Raw genomic sequence first — 17123 nt, forward strand, 5'->3', positions numbered from 1 at the left:
AAACAAATTAAATACTCTGCGAACGAGGCGCGGGCCTTCCCCGTCGTCGTGCGAGGTGTGCGCGATCGCGCACCCCCGTGCTCCTACTGCCCGGCGGTCTCGCGCTGCTTGCGCCAGCGGATGCCGGCCTCGATGAAGCCGTCGATGTCGCCGTCCAGCACGCCCTGCGGGTTGCCGACCTCGAACTCGGTGCGGACGTCCTTGACCATCTGGTACGGGTGCAGCACGTAGGAGCGCATCTGGTTGCCCCAGGAGCTGCCGCTGTCCTTGAGCGCGTCCATCGCCGCGCGCTCCTCCTGGCGGCGCCGCTCCAGCAGCTTGGCCTGGAGGACGTTCATCGCGGACGCCTTGTTCTGGATCTGCGAGCGCTCGTTCTGGCAGGACACCACCACACCGGTCGGGATGTGCGTGATGCGCACCGCCGAGTCGGTGGTGTTGACGCCCTGGCCGCCGGGACCGGAGGCCCGGTAGACGTCGATCCGCAGCTCCGACTCGTCGATGTCGACGTGGTCGGACTGCTCGACGACCGGGAGGACCTCGACACCGGCGAACGAGGTCTGCCGGCGGCCCTGGTTGTCGAACGGGGAGATGCGGACCAGGCGGTGCGTGCCCTGCTCGACCGAGAGGGTGCCGTAGGCGTACGGGGCCTTGACGGTGAAGGTCGCGGACTTGATGCCGGCCTCCTCCGCGTACGAGGTGTCGTAGACCTCGGTCGGGTACCCGTGCCGCTCGGCCCAGCGCAGGTACATGCGCATCAGCTGCTCGGCGAAGTCGGCGGCGTCCACGCCACCGGCCTCGGCGCGGATGTTGATCAGCGCCTCGCGGGCGTCGTACTCGCCCGACAGGAGGGTGCGGACCTCCAGCTCCTCGACCGCCTTGGCGAGGGCCACCAACTCGGTCTCGGCCTCGGCGCGGGTTTCCGCGTCGTCCTCGGCCTCGGCCAGCTCGAACAGGACGTTCAGGTCGTCGATGCGGCCGCGGAGGCCCTCGACCCTGCGCAGTTCGCCCTGGAGGAAGGAGAGCCTGCTGGTCACCTTCTGCGCGTTCGCCAGGTCGTCCCACAGGTCGGGGGCGGCTGCCTCCTCCTCCAGACGCGCGATGTCGGCCCGGATCTTGTCCAGGTCGAGGACGGCCTCGATCGACCCCATGGTCGTTTCGAGGTTCTTGAGCTCTTCGGAAGGATCGACGGCTGCCACGCCCCCAGGGTAATGGTTCCCGGGGTGCTCATGACGACCGCGGGTGCGTCCGGGCCGCGCGGGGTCCCCGGAGCACGCCGCTACGGGCCGCCCGGAGCGCCCGACACCACGGCCGGGCGGGGCCCGGGACCGGCGTCCGGGACGGTGGCCGCGAAGGCCTTCCAGGCCGCGGCGCTCCCCGCCAGCACCAGGACCGCGGCCAGCAGCACCGCCAGCATCCGGCGGCGGCGCAGCAGCGCCTGGCGGTCCCGGCGGTGGGCCGCGCCGGGGACGGTCCGCTGGGCCCGTGACTCGGCCGCGTAGGAGGCCAGCTCGTGCGCGGAGGGGCGGCGCAGGCTGGTGTGGGTGTCCCGGGTGGAGTCCGGGGCGACGCCCGGCACCAGCGGGACGGCCGGGCCGCGGCGGCGCTTGTGCGTCCCGGGGGCGGCGTCCACCTCGGCGTACACCGCCTCGCCCGGGGTCAGCGCCTCCTCGGCCGGCGCCCGGCCCTGCTGCGGGACGGCCAGCACCGGCAGCCCGGCCAGGGCCGGCAGCTGCTCGCGGAGCCGGGCGGCCAGCTCCGCGGCGCGCAGCCGGGAGGCCGGGGCCTTGGCCAGGCACTCGGCGACGATCCGCCACAGGCCGTCGGGCAGACCGGGGATCGGCGGCACCTGCTCGGTGACGTGCCGGCGCAGCACCGCCCCGGTGTGGCCGCCGCCGAACGGGGTGAAGCCGGCCAGCAGCTCGTACAGCACGGTGGCGAGGGCGTAGATGTCGACGGCGGCGCGCGGCTCCAGGCCCTCGATGATCTCGGGGGCGAGGTAGTCGGGGGTGCCGATGATCCGGGTCGCCCGGGTCCGGCGCGGGGCGTCGACCAGCCGGGCCACGCCGAAGTCGGTGAGCTTGGCGCGCGGGGCGCCGCCGGGGCCGGGCGCGGCGGCGAGGTCGAGCAGGACGTTCTCCGGCTTGACGTCGCGGTGCACGATGCCGGCCGCGTGGGCGGCGGCCAGGCCGTCGGCGACGTCCGCGATGACCGAGGCGGCGGTCTGCGGGGGCAGCGCGCCGTCGCGCTCCAGCCGGGAGCGCAGGTCGGTGCCCTGGACCAGTTCCATCACCAGGGCGAGGTCGTCGCCGTCCACCACCATGTCGCGCACGCCGACCACCCGGGGGTGGTCGAGGCCGGTCAGCGCGGCCCGCTCCTGGACGAACCGGCCGACCAGCACCTGGTCGGCGGCGAGGTCCTCGCGGAGCAGCTTGACCGCGACCGGACCGTCCGGGCCCTCGCCGAGCCAGACCGTCCCGGCCGAGCCCCGGCCGATCACCTGGTGGACGGTGTAGCGGCTGCCGATCTTGCGTGCCAATGCTGCTCCGTGGGCGGCGGGAGCGCTCCGGGGAGAGTCCGGTGCGCTCGGTGGGGCGGGACAACAGCGACCAACCTACGCGCCCGGGCGCCCTCCGCGGGCCGCCTGCGGCCGCTCGGCGGGCGGGAAGCGGCAAGATTTCCCGGAAATTGTCGACAAAGCGTCAATTCCGTCGTCCGGGGCTGCTTCCCGGGCCGCGCGGGCCGCCGCCCGGGTCGCGCTCCGGTCATCCCGCCGAGTCGAAGAGGCCCGTCAGCCAGTCCTTCGCGTCGGTGAACCAGGCCCGGGCGTCGGCCCAGTACTCCGGCAGCGGGGTGAAGTTCCACAGCGCGATCACGGCGACCGCCAGCACCAGCAGCACCATGAGACAGCCCTTCAGGCAGCCCAGGCCCGGGATGTACATCCGGTTGCGGCTGCGCGGGCGCGGCTCGCGGCGGGGCGCCTCCCGGGGTGCCTCGCGCGGCGGCTCGGCCCGGCGCTGCGGGGGCTCGCGGTGCTGCGGCGCGGGCGGCTCGGCCCGGCGCTGCGGGGCGGCCGGGGCGGCCTGGTGCCGGGGCTCCTGGTGCTGCGGTGCGGGTGCGGGCCGGCCGCCGTACGGCGGGGCGGGCGGGGGCGGCGGCGGCTGGTTGTAGCCGCCGGGCGGCTGCGGACGGCCGCCGCCGGAGGCCCGGTTCCCCGGGCCGGCCCGGTAGGGCGGCGGGGCGACCGGCGGACGCTGGGCGTAGCCGGGCGGCGGGGCCTGGTGGTGGCCGCCCGGGGCCTGCTGCCCCGGCTGTCCGTAGGCCTGCGGGCCGCCGTGCCCGGGGTGACCGCCGTACCCGCCCTGACCGGCCTGGTAGGGCGCCGGGGCGATCGGCGGGGCCTCGAAGTCCTCGGGCTCGAAGTACCCGATCTCGGTCTGCTGGTTGCGGTCCCGGGCGGCCCGCAGCTGGGTCTGCCACGGGTGCGGCGTCTCGGGCTGCGGCGGGCCGGGCGGGGGCGGCGGCACGGCGCCGGCCGGCATCACCCGGGTCGCGGCGGCCGGGTCGAAGGGGGGCGGCTGGGTGCCCATCACCCGGGTGGCCGCCGCCGGGTCGTACTGGCCGGGCTGTCCCGGCTGCGGGCCGGGCACCTGGCCGGCCGGGAGCACCTGGGTGCGGTCCTCGGCACCGAACGGCGTGTCCGCGGTCAGTCCGGGCACGCCGACCGGCGCCCCCGGCACCGCGGTCGGCTGCGGGTCCGGCGCCAGCAGCGCGCCCACGGCCAGCGCCGCGTCCACCGCCGCCGGGGAGGCGTGCACGCCCACCCCGGCCGCGACCACCCGCAGGGCGTTCGCCAGCGAGACCGCGCCCGGCCGCTGCGCCGGGTCCTTGCGCAGGCAGCGCTCGATCACCGTCCAGAGCGGCTCCGGCATGGTGGAGGGCCGCTGCGGCTCCTGCGCGAGGTGCGCCTGGAGGATCGCCAGCGGGTTGTCGCCCTGGAACGGCTGGCGGCCGGTGACCAGCTCGTACAGCATGATCCCGGCGCCGTAGACGTCGACCGCGGAGGTCTGCGGGCGGCCCTCGGCGGACTCCGGCGCGACGTACGCGGGGGTGCCGACGAACTCGTGGCTGCGGGTGATGCCCGGGGAGTCGGCGAGCCGGGCGATGCCGAAGTCGGTCAGCATCGGGTGCATCTGCTCGGTGCCCTCGACGACCGCGGTGGCGAGCAGCACGTTGGCCGGCTTGAGGTCGCGGTGGACGATGCCGTCGGCGTGGCTGACGGCCAGCGCGTCGGCGACCTGGGCCATCAGCAGGGCGCCGGCGATCGGGCTGAACGGGCCGTTGCCGCGCAGGTAGCGGGCCAGGTCCGGGCCGTCCACCAGGTCCATCACCAGGGCCAGCAGCTCGCCCTCGACGACCAGGTCGCGGACCTTGACGATGTTCGGGTGGGTGAGCCGCAGCAGCACCGAGCGCTCCCGCAGGAAGCGCATCACCACGTCGGGGTCGGTGGCGAGCTCCTCGCGCAGGATCTTGATCGCCACCTGCTGCCCGGGAGCGGTGCCGGGCACCTCGGCGCCGGCGCGCACCTGTCCGCGCCAGACGGTGCCGGTGGCCCCCCGTCCGAGGGTCTCCTCCAGCAGATACTTGCTGCCGACTGGCCGCACCTGTCGCACTCCTCGTCGTGCCGCCCGCGCGGGGCGCTCCTCCGCCGGTGCGGTGAGCCTGCCGGGACCGTGTTTCCGGCCACTCTAACGGGGTCCGTCGACGTTTTCGGGGCGACCGGCAGGGGCTCCCGCCCCGGTTGGGGGACATCCCCCGGGGGAAGACCCGCAGGGCCCGGGGACGGTTCCACCGCGGTCGCGGGGTCTGCCCTTCCGGGCGCCGGTTGACCTGACTCTCCGTCGCCCGCAAACATGGCGATGATCGCAAGATCGTCAAATCCGGTACGGTGCGCGGACTGTCCGTGACGGATGGCAGGATGACACTCGCCACTCCTGTGGCCCAAGCGGTGTCGCGGCCAGCCCCGCTCCCCCGCGGCGGCCCGAGGCAGCGGCACCAGGCGTCACACCAGCAGAAGGGACCGCGGGCGAGATGCAGATCCGGCTGACCGTCCTCCGACCGCGCAGCGGCCCGGCAGCCGCCGGCTCCGCCATCCCGTACGTCGACGTGCTGGTCACCGCGCCGGTGGGCACCGCGCTCGGCGCCCTGGCCGGTGCCCTCGCGGGCGCCGTCGGCGTGCGCGGGCCGCGGGCCGCCACCCACGTGCACCTGTACGCCGGGGCTCAGCGGGTCGACGAACACACGCTGCTCGGCCACCCGCCGCTGCTCGACGGCGCCGTCCTCTCCCTCAACGAGCCGGATCCGACCGCCGACGACCCCGACGACACCCCGCCCGCCGCCGAGCTGCGCGTCGTCGGCGGACCCGACGCCGGCGGTGTGCACCGGCTGCACGGCCGGGAGATCCGGATCGGCCGCTCCGGCGAGGCCGACGTCCCGGTCGACGACCCCGACGTCTCCCGGCTCCACCTCGCCCTCCACCTGGGCACCGACGGCACCGTGACCGTCCGCGACCTCGGTTCCACCAACGGCACCAGCGTCGACGGCCGGATCGTCCCGCCCGTGCGGCCCGAGGAGGCCGTCCCGCTGGAGGGCACCGCCCTGCTCCGGATCGGCGAGACCACCCTCCAGGTCACCGCCCCGGAGAACAGGGACGGCACCGGCGCGCCCGTCCGCGCCGCGCTGCCCGACGGCCACGGACACCTCCAGCTCGCCGCACCGGCCCCGGTCCGCCCCGCGCCACCGGTCGCCGAACCGCCCGCCGCCCCCGAGCCGCCCGCCGGGCGCGGGCGCGGTCTGCTCTCGCTGCGGCTCGGCCGCACCGCCGCCGAGCCGCCCGAGGAGAGCGCCGAGCGCCACCACGCCGCCGTCCGCACCCGGCAGGCCGCCGCCCAGCGCGAACGCTGGCCCGACCTCGCCACCCTGCTGCTCAACGCGCTCGGCCCCGGCCCCCGGCTCTGGGAGCGCGGCCCCGGCCACCCCGACGCGCTCACCCTGCGGCTCGGCACCGCCGACCGGCCCGGCGGCCCCGGCACCTCCCCCGGCACCCTGCTGCCCGCCGTCCCGGTCACCGTCGACCTGCAGACCGCCGGCAGCCTCGGCCTCAGCGGACCGCGCGAACGGCTGGACGCGCTCACCCGCGCCGTCGTCGCCCAGCTCGCCGCCCTGCACCCGCCGACCGGGCTCAGCCTGGTCGTGGTCGACGCCGACCCGGCCCGCCCCGCGCAGGACCGCGCCGACACCTGGGCCTGGGCGCTCTGGCTGCCCCACCTGCGCCCCACCGACGGCCAGGACTGCCGGCTGCTGCTCGGCCTCGACGACGAACAGGCCACCGCCCGGCTCACCGAACTCACCGCCCGGCTCAGCGGCCCGGTCGGCCTCGGCGGCCACCCCGCCACCGTCGTCGTGGTGGACGGCCGCCCCGCCACCGAGGCCGCCCGGCTGGCCCTCGACCTGCTGCTGCGCCAGGGCCCGGCCGTCGGGATCTTCCCGGTCTGCCTCGCCGAACAGCCCGAACTGCTGCCGCGCGGCCTCGGCGCCACCGCGCTGATCACCGGCGAGGTCGGCACCCAGCTCTCGCTCGACCGCCCGGGCACCGCCGCCCGCGGCCGCGAGACCCTGCACGAGGTCTCGCTGGACGCCGTCTCGGACGCCTGGGCGGAACGGCTCGCCCGGGTCCTCGCCCCGCTGCGCGAGGCCACCCCCGCCAACCGGGGGCCGCTGCCGGACGCGCTGCGCCTGCTCGACCTGCTCCAGCTGGACACCGTCACCCCGGCCAAGCTCTCGGCCCGCTGGGACGCGCACGCCGGCGGCATCGGCGCCGCCACCGCCCTGCTCGGCACCACCCGCGACGAACTGTGCGTGCTCGACCTCGCCGACCCCGAACTCACCCTGCCCTCCCCCGACCCGGGCGGCCCCCACCTGCTGATCGGCGGCGCGCGCGGCTCCGGCAAGACGGAGCTGCTGCGCACCCTGGTCGCCTCGCTGGCCGTCTCCGAGCGGCCCGACCGGCTGGCCGTCACCATCGTCGAGGGGCGGGCCACCGACGACGGCCTCGCCGGGTGCGGCGAGCTGCCGCACGTCACCGGGCGGGTCAACGCCGCCGCCGACCCCCGGGCCGCGCTGCTCGCGGCGGAGGCGCTGGAGGACGAGCTGGCGCTGCGCGAGCGGCTCTTCGACGGCCTGGACTTCGCCTCCTGGCACGCGGCCCGCATCCTCGACGAGGAGCCCGTCCCGGTGCCCGCGGTCGTCGGCGCCCCGGCCGCCGCGGCGCCCCCGCGCGTCATCCAGCCGCGCAGCGCCGAACCGCCCGCCGGTGCCCCGGCCGGGCCCACCGGGCCGTGCCCGCCCCGGCTGGTCGTCGTCGTCGACGACTACGACGCCCTCCTCTCCCCCACCTCCCCGGCCGGCCGGCCGCTCGCCCGCGCGCTGGCCGCCGTCGCCCGCCGGGGCGGCCCGCTCGGCGTCCACCTCGCGGTGACCACCGGCCGTCCCGAGGAGACCACCGGCACCGAGGTCGACGACGCCGCCCTGCTGCGCATCGCCCTGCGCACCGACGACCCGGCCGACTCCGACCTCCTCATCCACCTCGGCGACGCCGCCGGCCTCGCCGAGACCACCCCCGGCCGCGGCTACCTCCGGCTCCCGGACGGCGGCGTGACCGCCTTCCAGGCCGCCCGCATCAGCGGCCGGATCCCCCGCACCGCCACCCTGCGGCCCACCGTCGTCGCCATCGACCCGCTCACCCTCGGTGCCCCGCCCGCCCGCCGACCCGTCCGCGAACTGGGCAACGGCCCCACCGACCTCGCCCTCCTCGCCAGCGCCCTCCAGCGTGCCGCGGCCCGCTGAGCACCCCTGAGGGCCGCTCGCCAGGAGGCGGGCCGCGTCCCCGACGGGCCCGCCGAGGACGCGCGCCCGGCCCGGAGACGGCTGTGGGGCCCGTTCGCACCGGGCCCCACAGCCTCACCTGTCCTTCATCGATCCTTCACCCGCCCGGCGCGCGCCCGGCCGGCTCAGGCGTTCTGCTGCTTCGGCTCCTCACCGGGCCCGTCGACGACGGCGCGGCCGAGAACGGCGGAGTGGCCGATCACGGTGCCCGGCCCGCCGAACTCGCTGCCCTCGCCGACGACGACCTGCCGCTCGCCGAGGAACTCGTGGGTCTTCGGATCGAAGATCCACTCGGTGCGGGTGGGGCCGTCCACATGGGCGACGGCGACGCCGTGGCGGCCGGTGGCGTCGACCGAGTCGTCCACCGCGGTGACGCCGGGGATCCCGGCGGCGGCACGGTAGAGGGCGGCACTGACGGCCGGCGGGGCGAGCTGCTCGCGCAGCAGGTCGCCGATGGTGACGAAGGCCTCCTGGTCGGGCGTCCGCCCCTGGCCCGCGGTCTCGGCGTAGATCTTCTTCAGCAGCGCCGCCGGGTCGGTCGGCAGCGCGGCCAGGTAGGCGTACGTCGGGCTGTGGAGGCCCGGCGTGCGGATCGGGTCGGTCCACTCGCCGCCGTCGGTGCGCGGCGCCGGGCGGCCGTCCCCGGCGCCGGGCTTGCCCCCCGGCTTGGCTCCGGAGCCCTCCTCCTTGAGCACCCCCCACTGACTGCCGTCGACCGAGAACCAGATCTGCCGGCGGTGTGCCGGGTCGACCTTCGACTCGCCGGTGGCCATGTTGACGCCCGCGAAGGCCACCTGGCTCTCCACGTAGACGAACTGGCCCTTTCCGGGCTTCGGGTCGGGCTTGCCGGCCGCGGTGTCGGCCGCCTGGGTCAGCAGCCGGACGGCGCCGACGGGGGCGGCGTCCAGGGTGGTCCCGGCCCCGCCGGCAGCCTGCCGCCCGTCCTGCGCCTGGGGCGCGGTCCGGTTCTGCGCCTGCTGCTGCGGCGACGGCGCACCGCCACCGCCCCCGCCGCTCAGCACCACCGCGAGCGCCAGTCCGCCCGCCAGGGCGGGCACCGCCACCCAGCCGAGCCTTCCGCGCCGGCTCCGCGCGGGCTTCCGGTCCCGGATCTCACTCATCAGATGTCCCCTCAGCAGCCGGTGGCGGTCGGCGGAGAGCTCGGGCTTCGCCGGCGGCGGCAACAGCCGTGCCAGCTCGGCGCGTTCGTCCTCGTTCATCGGTTCGTCTCCCGTGTCGACCGGGCCGCGTGGACGCGGCCAACCCGTACCTGTCCGGGCTCCGGGCGGAGTTCCCGCCCGGTCCTGAGTTCCTCGTCGGCGAGCGCGCGCAGCCTGGTCCGGGCGCGCGAGAGCCGGGAGCGCACCGTGCCGACCGGCACCCCGAGGGCCTCGGCCGCGCTCGCGTAGTCGAGCCCCGCCCAGACGCAGAGCCCGAACACGTCCCGTTCGGCCTTCCGCAGCCGGCCGAGCGCCCGCTGGGCGGCGGCCAGCTGGGCGCTGTCGTCCAGCCGGCCCACCAGCTCGTCGGCGAAGTCCGGCACCACCTCGCGCTCGGGCAGCCGGTCCATCGCGGCCCGGTGGCGCCGGGCCGCCCGCGCGGTGTTGCGCAGCACGTTGGCCGCGATCCCGAACAGCCAGGGCCGGACCGGACCGCCGTCCTCCCGCAGCGTGCGGCGCAGGCGCCAGGCCTCCAGGAAGGTCAGCTGGACGACGTCCTCCGCGGCCGCCCAGTCCCCGGTGGCCCGCACCGCGTACCGGTAGAGGTCACCCGCCGCCTCGTCGAACAGTTCTCCGAACGCCCACTGGTCGCCCTCCCGTATCCGTCCCCGCTGCGACAGTTCCACACCTCCACCTGTCCGCACCGGACGCCGGGTTCCCGCGGACAGCGCACCACGGCGGGCCGGCCTCCGGGGAGGCGGGCCCGCCGTGGCGGGAGGCGCGGCGCGGGCCGGGTGCCCGGGCGGGGCCGGACGTCCGCAGAGGGGGCGGACGTCCGACGAGGGGTCAGGCGTCCGGCGCGGCGGCCCGGGCGTAGTGGGCGGCGGCGAGGACCGACGCCATCAGTTCGCCGTCGAGGAGGGAGGCGTCGGCGAGCCGGGTGGCCGCGGTGTGGGAGTTGAGCAGGGTCTTGGTGACCCGCAGCGCGGCCTCGGCGCGCCGGGTGACCGGCCGGACCCACTCCTCCACCGCCCGGTCCAGTTCCTCGGCGGGAACCACCCGCTGCAGGACGGAGAGCTCGCGGGCCTCCTGGGCGCCGACCGGGCGGCCGGTGAGGATGATCTCGCGGACCCGGGCCGCACCGACCTCGTTGAGCAGCCGGGGCAGCAGACCGCCCCAGGCGACCGGCAGGCCGAGGGCGAGTTCGGGCAGCCGGAAGACGGCGGACTCGGCGCCGACCCGCAGGTCGCAGGCGAGGGCCAGCGCGAAGCCGGCTCCGGTCGCCCGGCCCTGGACGCGCGCGACGGTGACGGCCGGGTGGTTGGTGAGGGCGTCGCAGACCCGCCGGGCCTTGCTGCCGTAGCTGCGGATGCCGCCTCCGGTCGGGTCCTCGCCGAGGGCGGTGGCGAACTCGTCGCGGTCGCCGCCGAGACAGAAGTCGGGGCCCGCGGCGGACAGCACGACGACGCGGACGTCCGGGTCCGGCTCGGCGAGGGCCTCGATGAGCTCGTCCAGCACGGCCGTGGTGACGGCGTTGCCGGTGGCGGGGCTGTCCAGCTCGATGTAGAGCACCGGGCCCCTGCGCTCGGTGCGGACCGCACGCGGGGCGGGTGCCGCGGCCGGGGCGGGAGGGTGAGCGACGGCGGCCGGAGAGGGAGCGGCGGCGGGCGCGGGGACGGGAGCCGTCACGGCCCCGGACGCCGGGGGGTACGGGAAGTACGAGGGGTGCTTCGCATACTTGGGGTACTGGGCCGACCGGGGAGAAACGTTCATGCCGCAACTCTCAGGGACGTCACCCGGTGGAACACCATCCGGGGTGCGTACTCGGGTGGACTCACCGCCCGCAGGGTCGGGAAGCGCCGCAGCAGCTGGCCCAGCAGGGCCCGCGCCTCCAGCTTGGCCAGGCCCGCGCCGAGGCAGTAGTGGGCGCCGCCGCCGAAGGCGAGGTGCGAGCGCTTGCGGTGGATGTCGAAGACGTGCGGGTCCGGGTTGCGGCGCGGATCGTGGTTGGCCGCGCCGTACATGACGTGCACCATGGTGTCCTTGGGGACGAACACCCCCGCCAGCTCGGTGTCCTCGCCCGCGACCCGGCTGTTGAGACGGATCGGCGGGTCGTAGCGCAGCGCCTCCTCGATCGCCCCGTCGATGTCCTCCGGCCGCTCCCGCAGCCCCGCCCAGGCGCCGGGGGAACGCAGCAGCGACCAGACCATCGAGGAGAGCAGGGTCGCCGTGGTCTCCAGGGAGGCGATGGTGGCGAACATGGTCAGCTCGTAGACGACCCGGTCGGTGGCCTCCCGGTCGGAGTCCAGCGCGTCCCAGGTGCGGATCCAGCCGGAGACCACGTCGTCGCCGGGGTTCTCCCGGCGCTCGCGGACGAGGTCGGTGAAGTACCGGCGCAGATGGAGGGTCGCCGCCTCGGAGACCGCCAGCTGGCTCCTGGTGGGCAGGAGTTCCTGGGCGTGCACCTGGTCGTGGGTGATGTCCAGGATGTGCGGATGGTCCTCGGGCGCGATGTCCAGCCAGCGGCCGACGGTGCTGATCGGCAGCTGCTCGCTGACCAGCTCCGACAGGTCGGCCTCGCCGTCGGTACGTATCCGCTCGGCCAGGCGGTCCAGCAGCCGGGCGACGTCGGCCTCGACGTGCGGCGTCATGTCCTGGAGGGTGCGCCGGTCGAAGAGGTTGCCGAGGCTGTGCCGCTGCCGGGTGTGCTCGGGGGCGTTGAGCCGGGAGAGGGTGCGGCTCATCTCCTGGGTGGCGACGGCGTGCCAGCGCTCGGTCCCGGTCTGCCGCTCCTGCCAGGCGAAGTCGGGAACGAGCCAGTTGCGGCCGCGCAGCACCTCGTTGCACGCGTCGAAGCCGGTGACGAGGTAACCGCCCCAGGGGGCCGGGACGAGGTCGCCCATCGCCCGCAGCTCGTCGTAGACGGCCAGCGGGTCGGCCAGGCCCTCCGCCGACCGGAGCCGGCGCAGCAGCGGCACCGCGGCCCGGCGGCCCACCGTCCCGGCGGCACCCGTGCCGGCACCGGCGCCGGCGGCCCCTCCCGTCCGGTCCGTCCCGTGGGTCGCACCCGTGCCGCCGGCCCCGGGAGGGGCGGTCGCGGTGGCCGCGACGGCCGCGGCGGCACAGGGCACGGGTCTCCCGGGGCGGGTTTCCATCATGGCGGTCACACGTGGCTCCTCGGGCTGGGCGGCGGGCAGTACGGCGGCGACCTACCCGGCCCCGGCGCACTCAAGCACCGATCGGTGTTGCCTCCGTCACATGCCACACGATTGCCCGACTCCGTTCATCTCCCTGTTGTTGACCGGGACATGAACGGAGTGCGACGCCGCCCCGACCCCCGCCGGGAGCCGGACCGGAGCCCGGGATCAGAGCCGGAAGACGTCCAGGAAGGAGCTCCACCAGCCCTTCTGCTTGCCGGCCGGACGGCCCGGCGCGGGCGCGGCGGCCGACGGCTGGGGCGGCGTCCCCGGCGCGGCGGCCGGCGCCTGCTGCATCCCCGGCACGGGCGCCGGCACGACACCCGGACCACCCGGACCGCCCGGTGCGCCGCCGGTGCCCGACGTCCGGGCGAACGCCGGGCTGAACCGCACCGGCAGCGAGACCAGCCCGCGCTGGAACGGACCCGGGCGCCACTCCACGCTCCCCGCGGGAACGCTGAGCGCCACGTCCGGCAGCGCGTTGAACAGGTACTCGATCGCGGTCAGCGCGATCAGCTGCGCCGGGGACTTCGCCGGGCACGCGTGCGGACCCGCGCCCCAGGCCAGGTGGGCGCCCTTGCTGAGGGTCAGCCGGGCGTCGGTCAGCGCCGGGTCGCTGTTGGCGGCGGCGAAGCTGATCACCACCGGGCTGCCCGCGTCCATCGGCACCCCGTCCACCTCGACGTCCTGCATCGGGTAGTGGGTGGCGTAGTTGGCGATCGGCGGGTTGTTCCACAGCACGTCGTCGAGGGCGTCCTCGATCCGCAGGGTGCCGCCCTCGCCGGAGAGCAGGACCAGCAGCGCGTTGCCGATCAGGTTGCGCTCGGGCTCGACGCCCGCGCCCATCAGCATGACCAGCTGGTCCTTGAGCTCCTCGTCGCGCAGCCCGGCCGGATGCTGGACCAGCCACGAGGTGATGTCGTCACCCGGCCGGCGGCGCTTCAGCGCGACCAGCTCCATCAGACAGGCGTTCAGCTCCTCGTTGGCCTCGACCACGTCCAGGCCGTCGAAGAGCGCCGACATGCTGCGGGTCAGGCGGTCGCCGATGTCGGCCGGGCAGCCGAAGAGCTGGTTGAACAGCAGCAGCGGCAGCAGCTTGGCGTAGTCGTTGATCAGGTCGGCCCGGCCGAGCCCGCTGAACTGGTCGATCAGGTAGCCGGCTATCCGCTCGACGTGCCGGTTGAGCCGGTTGTCGTTGAGCCGCTCCAGGCTCTCGGTCACGGCCTTGCGCAGCCGCAGGTGCTCGGCGCCGTCCGTGAAGAGGCAGTTCGGCCGGTAGAACATCATCGGCAGGACCGGGCTGTCCAGCGGCACCCGCCCCTCGTTCAGCGCCGCCCAGCGCCGGGAGTCCCGGGCGAACAGCGCCGGGTTCTGCAGCACGCGCAGGGCGGCCTCGTGCGAGGTGACCAGCGTGGCGTCCACGCCCGGGGACAGCTCCACCGGGGCGGCGTGGCCGTAGGTGCGCAGCTTGTCGTAGACCGCGCCGGGGTCGGACGAGAACGTCTCCCCGTACAACGGCGTGCCGTGCATCGGGCAGCCCGGCGGGGGCGACTGCGGGGCGGATCGCTGCGGAGATTCCATGGGTCGTTCCTTGGGGGTGGCCCCCGGGCGGGTGCGGCCCCGGGGGTGTGACGGGGGAAGGGGAGGGAGGGCTGGAGGCCCGTCCGAGCGGGTCCGGGGACGCGTTCGGGCGGGCCGGTGGACGCACCGGAGGGTCAGGAGGCGCGCCGGCGGGTCAGGAGGCGCGTTCGAGCAGGTGCCGGACCAGCGTCAGCAGGGCGTCCGCGGACGAGCGCTGGTCCCGCGCGTCGCAGAACACCACCGGCGTGTGCGGCAGCAGGTCGAGCGCCTCGCGCAGTTCGTCCTCGGTGTAGTCGCTCTTCCGGTCGAAGCTGTTGACCGCGACCGCGTACTCCAGGCCGTACTGCTCGATCAGGTCGATCACGGGGAAGGTGTCCGCGAGCCGGGTCGGGTCGGCCAGCAGCAGCGCGCCCAGCGCGCCCCTCGCCATGTCCTCCCAGAGCTGCATGAAGCGCTGCTGGCCCGGCGTGCCGAACAGGTACAGCACCAGGTCGTCGCCGAGGGTCAGCCGGCCGAAGTCCAGGGCGACGGTCGTGGTCTTCTTGTCCGGCACCCCCCGCAGGTCGTCCACGCCGGTGGACGCCTGCGTCATCTTCTCCTCGGTGCTCAGCGGAGCGATCTCCGAGAGCGCCCCGATGAGCGTGGTCTTGCCGACCGCGAAGTGCCCCACGACGAGGATCTTGACGGCGGTCGTCACCGCACCCGGGACGTAGATGTCCTCAGGCGAACCGGCGTTGAAGTCCATGCAGTACCTTCTCCAGTAGTCTCGGGTCCGGGGCCTGGGCCGGTGGCGGGGCCGCCCGGCGCAGCAGCCGTCCCTCACGGATCAGGTCCGTCAGCAGCAGCCGCACCACTCCCACCGGAAGCTCCAGCCGGGCCGAGACCTCGGCCACCGAGAGGAAGCCTCCGGAGCACAGCTCCCAGATCGCCACCGTCTCCGGGCTGGGGCGGGCCGGGAGCTCCTGGTCGGGGCCGATGGTGACCAGGGTGATCAGGGAGAGGTCGTCCGCGTCCGGTAACTCCCTTCCACCGGTGATGACGTAGGACCGGATGAAGCCGCCGGTGACCCGCTGCTCCTCGCCAGAAGCCGTCATGAGCCGCTGAGTGTGCTCTGGCGCGGCGCCGCCGTCATCGCCCGGCCGAGTGCGCCCACCTGCTGCTGCATCCGGAAGGACATCGCCTCCATGTCGACGTCGGGGGCGGTGGAGGCCGCGAGGTAGGCACCGCTGCCGGCCGCGATCAGGAAGATCCAGCCGTGGTCGTACTCCAGGAGGGTCTGGCGCCAGCTCCCGGCACCACCGCCCACGAACGGGGCGACCGCCCGGCTCAGCGACTGCATCGAGCTCATCGCGGCGGCGTTGGTCTCCGCCTCGTCGCGGCCGATGTCGCTGGACCGTTCGAGCAGGAGGCCGTCGGCGGAGACGAGGATGGCGTGCCGGGCACCGGGCACCTGGAGCACGTCGTTGAGCACCCAGGACAGATCAGGGCTCACTGGATCTCGGTTCCTTCCGTGGTCATGGTGTTGCGTCCGGACAGCGTGCCGCGCTGGAACGCGCCGAGGCGGGACGGTGTGCTCCCGCCGGTGCCGCGCACCGGCTGTTCGGCGCCGCCGGGGTCCTGCGGGTGCGGGACCATCGTGACGGTGCGCTGGCGGCGGCGCCGGGGCAGCCGGCCGTCCGCGGTGGTCTCCGCCTCGGCCGCCTCCGGCCGGCCCGGCACCGGGGCCAGCAGGGCCGGGGCGGGCTCGGACAGCGACACCAGCCGCTGCGCGGGGGGCTGTGCCAGGGCCGGCGCGGGCTGGTCCCCGGGAACGCCGGGGTACTCGGCCTGGGGGTCGGCGAACTCGGTGGCCACCGGCACCTGGGGCGCGACCTCGCTGCTGAGCAGCTCGGTCGGCAGGAGCACCACCGCCCGGACGCCGCCGTACGGGGAGACCGAGTCGACGGAGACCCGGAAGCCGTAGCGGGTGGCGAGCATGCCGGAGACGGCGAAGCCGAACTTCGGGGGGTTGCCCAGGCTGGTGAGGCCGATCGGCTCACCGGGGTTCAGGAGGGCGGCCGCGCGGTCCTTCTCCTCCTGGCCCATGCCGAGGCCGGCGTCGTCGATGATCAGACAGACGCCGGTCGGGACGGCCTGGACGCTGATCTCCACCGGGGTGTCCGGGGCGGAGTAGTTGGTGGCGTTGGCCAGCAGCTCGGCCAGCACGACGGCGACCGGTTCGACCACCTGGCTGGCGAGCGAGACGCTGACCCGGGAGTGGATCCGCACCCGGTCGAAGTGCTTGATCCGGCCCTGGGCGCTGCGGGCCACGTCGTAGACGGAGGCGACGCTCTCCCGGCGGCCGAGCCAGCCGCCGCAGAGCACCGCGATGCCCTGGGCGCGGCGGCCGAACTGGCTGTTGGCGTGGTCGACCAGCATCAGGTCGGCCAGGATCTGCGGACTGTCGCCGTACTTCCGCTGCACCTTGTCGATGACGATCTGCTGCTCGTCGGCCAGACCCTGGAGGGTCCGCATCGCCGCCTTGAGGACCGCCTTGGTGTCCTCCTCGGCGTCCCGGCGGACCACCGCGAGCTCGGCCGCGTGCTGCTCCTGCAGCCGTGCGTTGTGGGCGCCGAGGTCGTCGCGCTGACGCTGCGCCGCGGCGCCCGCCTCCTCCAGGGAAACGTTTCGCTTGCGCAGGGCGAGGTTCGTCCTGCGGGCCTGGAGAGCAGCGCCGACGGCTGCGAGCATCACCACGATAAAGACCCAGAAAAAGGGTTCCTGCACAAATGACGTCATGAAACTCTCTTCAGGTGGCATCGCGCCAGGAACAGGTCCGGACCGTCCTGCGCGCTTGGGACTGGCAGCCTGCACCCTTCCGAAAGACACCTGTCGTTCCAGCACGTCGGTGGAGCTCTTCCGGCACGGACCTGCGGCAACGCCTATCGCGGCGTTAGCCTACTGCAACTCCCGGCCGGTCAGAACCGCCGCCAAACAGGGCAGTTGAGGCGAAACGTCGCCACTTGTCGACGCCCGGAGACGGAATTACCGGACTTTTTGACGCAGCGTTAACCCATCCCTCACACGGACGCCACGAAACCGCCCGCACTCGTGGTGATCATGCTGTCACTCTCGGCCCACGACAGGTGCCGCCGCCGTGCCCGCCCGTACACCGGCCGCTGCCCCCTCGGTCCCCCGGGAGCCCGCCCCCGCGGCCCCGCGGCGTCCGCGTCCGGACGCACGACGGCGGGGCCGCGTCCAGGGG

13 protein-coding genes are annotated in these 17123 nt (G+C 75.3%); 1 reads left to right on the plus strand and 12 read right to left on the minus strand.

The genetic code is table 11. The features are described 5' to 3' along the window. Positions 1–83: 83 nt before the first annotated feature. From prfB to ACFCX4_RS23595, 3 genes are all read right to left on the minus strand, one after another. Positions 84–1196 carry a peptide chain release factor 2 gene (prfB, locus tag ACFCX4_RS23585; RefSeq protein WP_376145569.1) on the minus strand — a complete coding sequence of 371 codons (1113 nt, stop codon included), beginning with the start codon at positions 1194–1196 and terminating at the stop codon, positions 84–86. An 80-nt stretch (positions 1197–1276) separates the two neighbouring features. Beyond that, positions 1277–2536 (minus strand): serine/threonine-protein kinase, encoded by a 1260-nt coding sequence (locus ACFCX4_RS23590; RefSeq protein ID WP_376145572.1) that lies wholly within the window; start codon positions 2534–2536, stop codon positions 1277–1279. A 226-nt stretch (positions 2537–2762) separates the two neighbouring features. Continuing rightward, positions 2763–4661 (minus strand): serine/threonine-protein kinase, encoded by a 1899-nt coding sequence (locus ACFCX4_RS23595; RefSeq protein WP_376145575.1) that lies wholly within the window; start codon positions 4659–4661, stop codon positions 2763–2765. Between the two features lie 427 nt (positions 4662–5088). Between ACFCX4_RS23595 and ACFCX4_RS23600 the strand changes: the two genes are divergently transcribed. After that, positions 5089–7902 (plus strand): FtsK/SpoIIIE domain-containing protein, encoded by a 2814-nt coding sequence (locus ACFCX4_RS23600; RefSeq protein WP_376145578.1) that lies wholly within the window; start codon positions 5089–5091, stop codon positions 7900–7902. Between the two features lie 164 nt (positions 7903–8066). On the opposite strand, the gene ACFCX4_RS23605 is transcribed toward ACFCX4_RS23600, so the two are convergent. From ACFCX4_RS23605 to ACFCX4_RS23645, 9 genes are all read right to left on the minus strand, one after another. Further along, the gene (locus ACFCX4_RS23605; protein WP_376145581.1) at positions 8067–9161 is read right to left on the minus strand and encodes a CU044_5270 family protein; all 1095 of its coding nucleotides are present in this window, start codon (positions 9159–9161) and stop codon (positions 8067–8069) included. Continuing rightward, positions 9158–9787, minus strand: coding sequence for an RNA polymerase sigma factor (locus tag ACFCX4_RS23610; RefSeq protein ID WP_376145584.1), 630 nt, complete (start codon positions 9785–9787; stop codon positions 9158–9160). The genes ACFCX4_RS23605 and ACFCX4_RS23610 overlap by 4 nt, the downstream gene beginning before the upstream one ends. A gap of 160 nt (positions 9788–9947) precedes the next feature. Then, positions 9948–10874 (minus strand): enoyl-CoA hydratase/isomerase family protein, encoded by a 927-nt coding sequence (locus tag ACFCX4_RS23615; protein WP_376145587.1) that lies wholly within the window; start codon positions 10872–10874, stop codon positions 9948–9950. Continuing rightward, on the minus strand, positions 10871–12004 hold the full coding sequence (locus ACFCX4_RS23620; RefSeq protein ID WP_376145605.1) for a cytochrome P450: 1134 nt from the start codon (positions 12002–12004) through the stop codon (positions 10871–10873). The genes ACFCX4_RS23615 and ACFCX4_RS23620 overlap by 4 nt, the downstream gene beginning before the upstream one ends. Before the next feature lie 462 nt (positions 12005–12466). Then, the gene (locus ACFCX4_RS23625) at positions 12467–13879 is read right to left on the minus strand and encodes a cytochrome P450 (RefSeq protein ID WP_376145590.1); all 1413 of its coding nucleotides are present in this window, start codon (positions 13877–13879) and stop codon (positions 12467–12469) included. A 154-nt stretch (positions 13880–14033) separates the two neighbouring features. Further along, positions 14034–14624: an ATP/GTP-binding protein gene (locus tag ACFCX4_RS23630; RefSeq protein ID WP_376145593.1), complete on the minus strand. Its 591-nt coding sequence runs from the start codon at positions 14622–14624 to the stop codon at positions 14034–14036. Beyond that, positions 14599–14973, minus strand: a complete 375-nt coding sequence (locus ACFCX4_RS23635; protein ID WP_376145596.1) for a DUF742 domain-containing protein — start codon at positions 14971–14973, stop codon at positions 14599–14601. Before ACFCX4_RS23635 ends, ACFCX4_RS23630 begins: the two co-directional genes overlap by 26 nt. After that, the gene (locus ACFCX4_RS23640) at positions 14970–15371 is read right to left on the minus strand and encodes a roadblock/LC7 domain-containing protein (protein WP_376145599.1); all 402 of its coding nucleotides are present in this window, start codon (positions 15369–15371) and stop codon (positions 14970–14972) included. The genes ACFCX4_RS23635 and ACFCX4_RS23640 overlap by 4 nt, the downstream gene beginning before the upstream one ends. Further along, on the minus strand, positions 15368–16657 hold the full coding sequence (locus ACFCX4_RS23645) for an ATP-binding protein (RefSeq protein ID WP_376145602.1): 1290 nt from the start codon (positions 16655–16657) through the stop codon (positions 15368–15370). The genes ACFCX4_RS23640 and ACFCX4_RS23645 overlap by 4 nt, the downstream gene beginning before the upstream one ends. Positions 16658–17123: the final 466 nt, after the last annotated feature.

Origin of the sequence: Kitasatospora sp. NPDC056327 (assembly GCF_042261735.1) — a bacterium.
Classification (GTDB): Bacteria; Actinomycetota; Actinomycetes; order Streptomycetales; family Streptomycetaceae; genus Kitasatospora.

Bases quoted from the DNA above. Each gene is read 5' to 3' on its own strand.
- ACFCX4_RS23600 (WP_376145578.1), top strand. From the start codon at position 5,089: ATGCAGATCCGGCTGACCGTCCTCCGACCGCGCAGCGGCCCGGCAGCC.
- ACFCX4_RS23605 (WP_376145581.1), bottom strand. From the start codon at position 9,161: ATGAACGAGGACGAACGCGCCGAGCTGGCACGGCTGTTGCCGCCGCCG.
- ACFCX4_RS23615 (WP_376145587.1), bottom strand. From the start codon at position 10,874: ATGAACGTTTCTCCCCGGTCGGCCCAGTACCCCAAGTATGCGAAGCAC.
- ACFCX4_RS23620 (WP_376145605.1), bottom strand. From the start codon at position 12,004: ATGGGCGACCTCGTCCCGGCCCCCTGGGGCGGTTACCTCGTCACCGGC.
- ACFCX4_RS23625 (WP_376145590.1), bottom strand. From the start codon at position 13,879: ATGGAATCTCCGCAGCGATCCGCCCCGCAGTCGCCCCCGCCGGGCTGC.
- ACFCX4_RS23630 (WP_376145593.1), bottom strand. From the start codon at position 14,624: ATGGACTTCAACGCCGGTTCGCCTGAGGACATCTACGTCCCGGGTGCG.
- ACFCX4_RS23635 (WP_376145596.1), bottom strand. From the start codon at position 14,973: ATGACGGCTTCTGGCGAGGAGCAGCGGGTCACCGGCGGCTTCATCCGG.
- ACFCX4_RS23645 (WP_376145602.1), bottom strand. From the start codon at position 16,657: ATGACGTCATTTGTGCAGGAACCCTTTTTCTGGGTCTTTATCGTGGTG.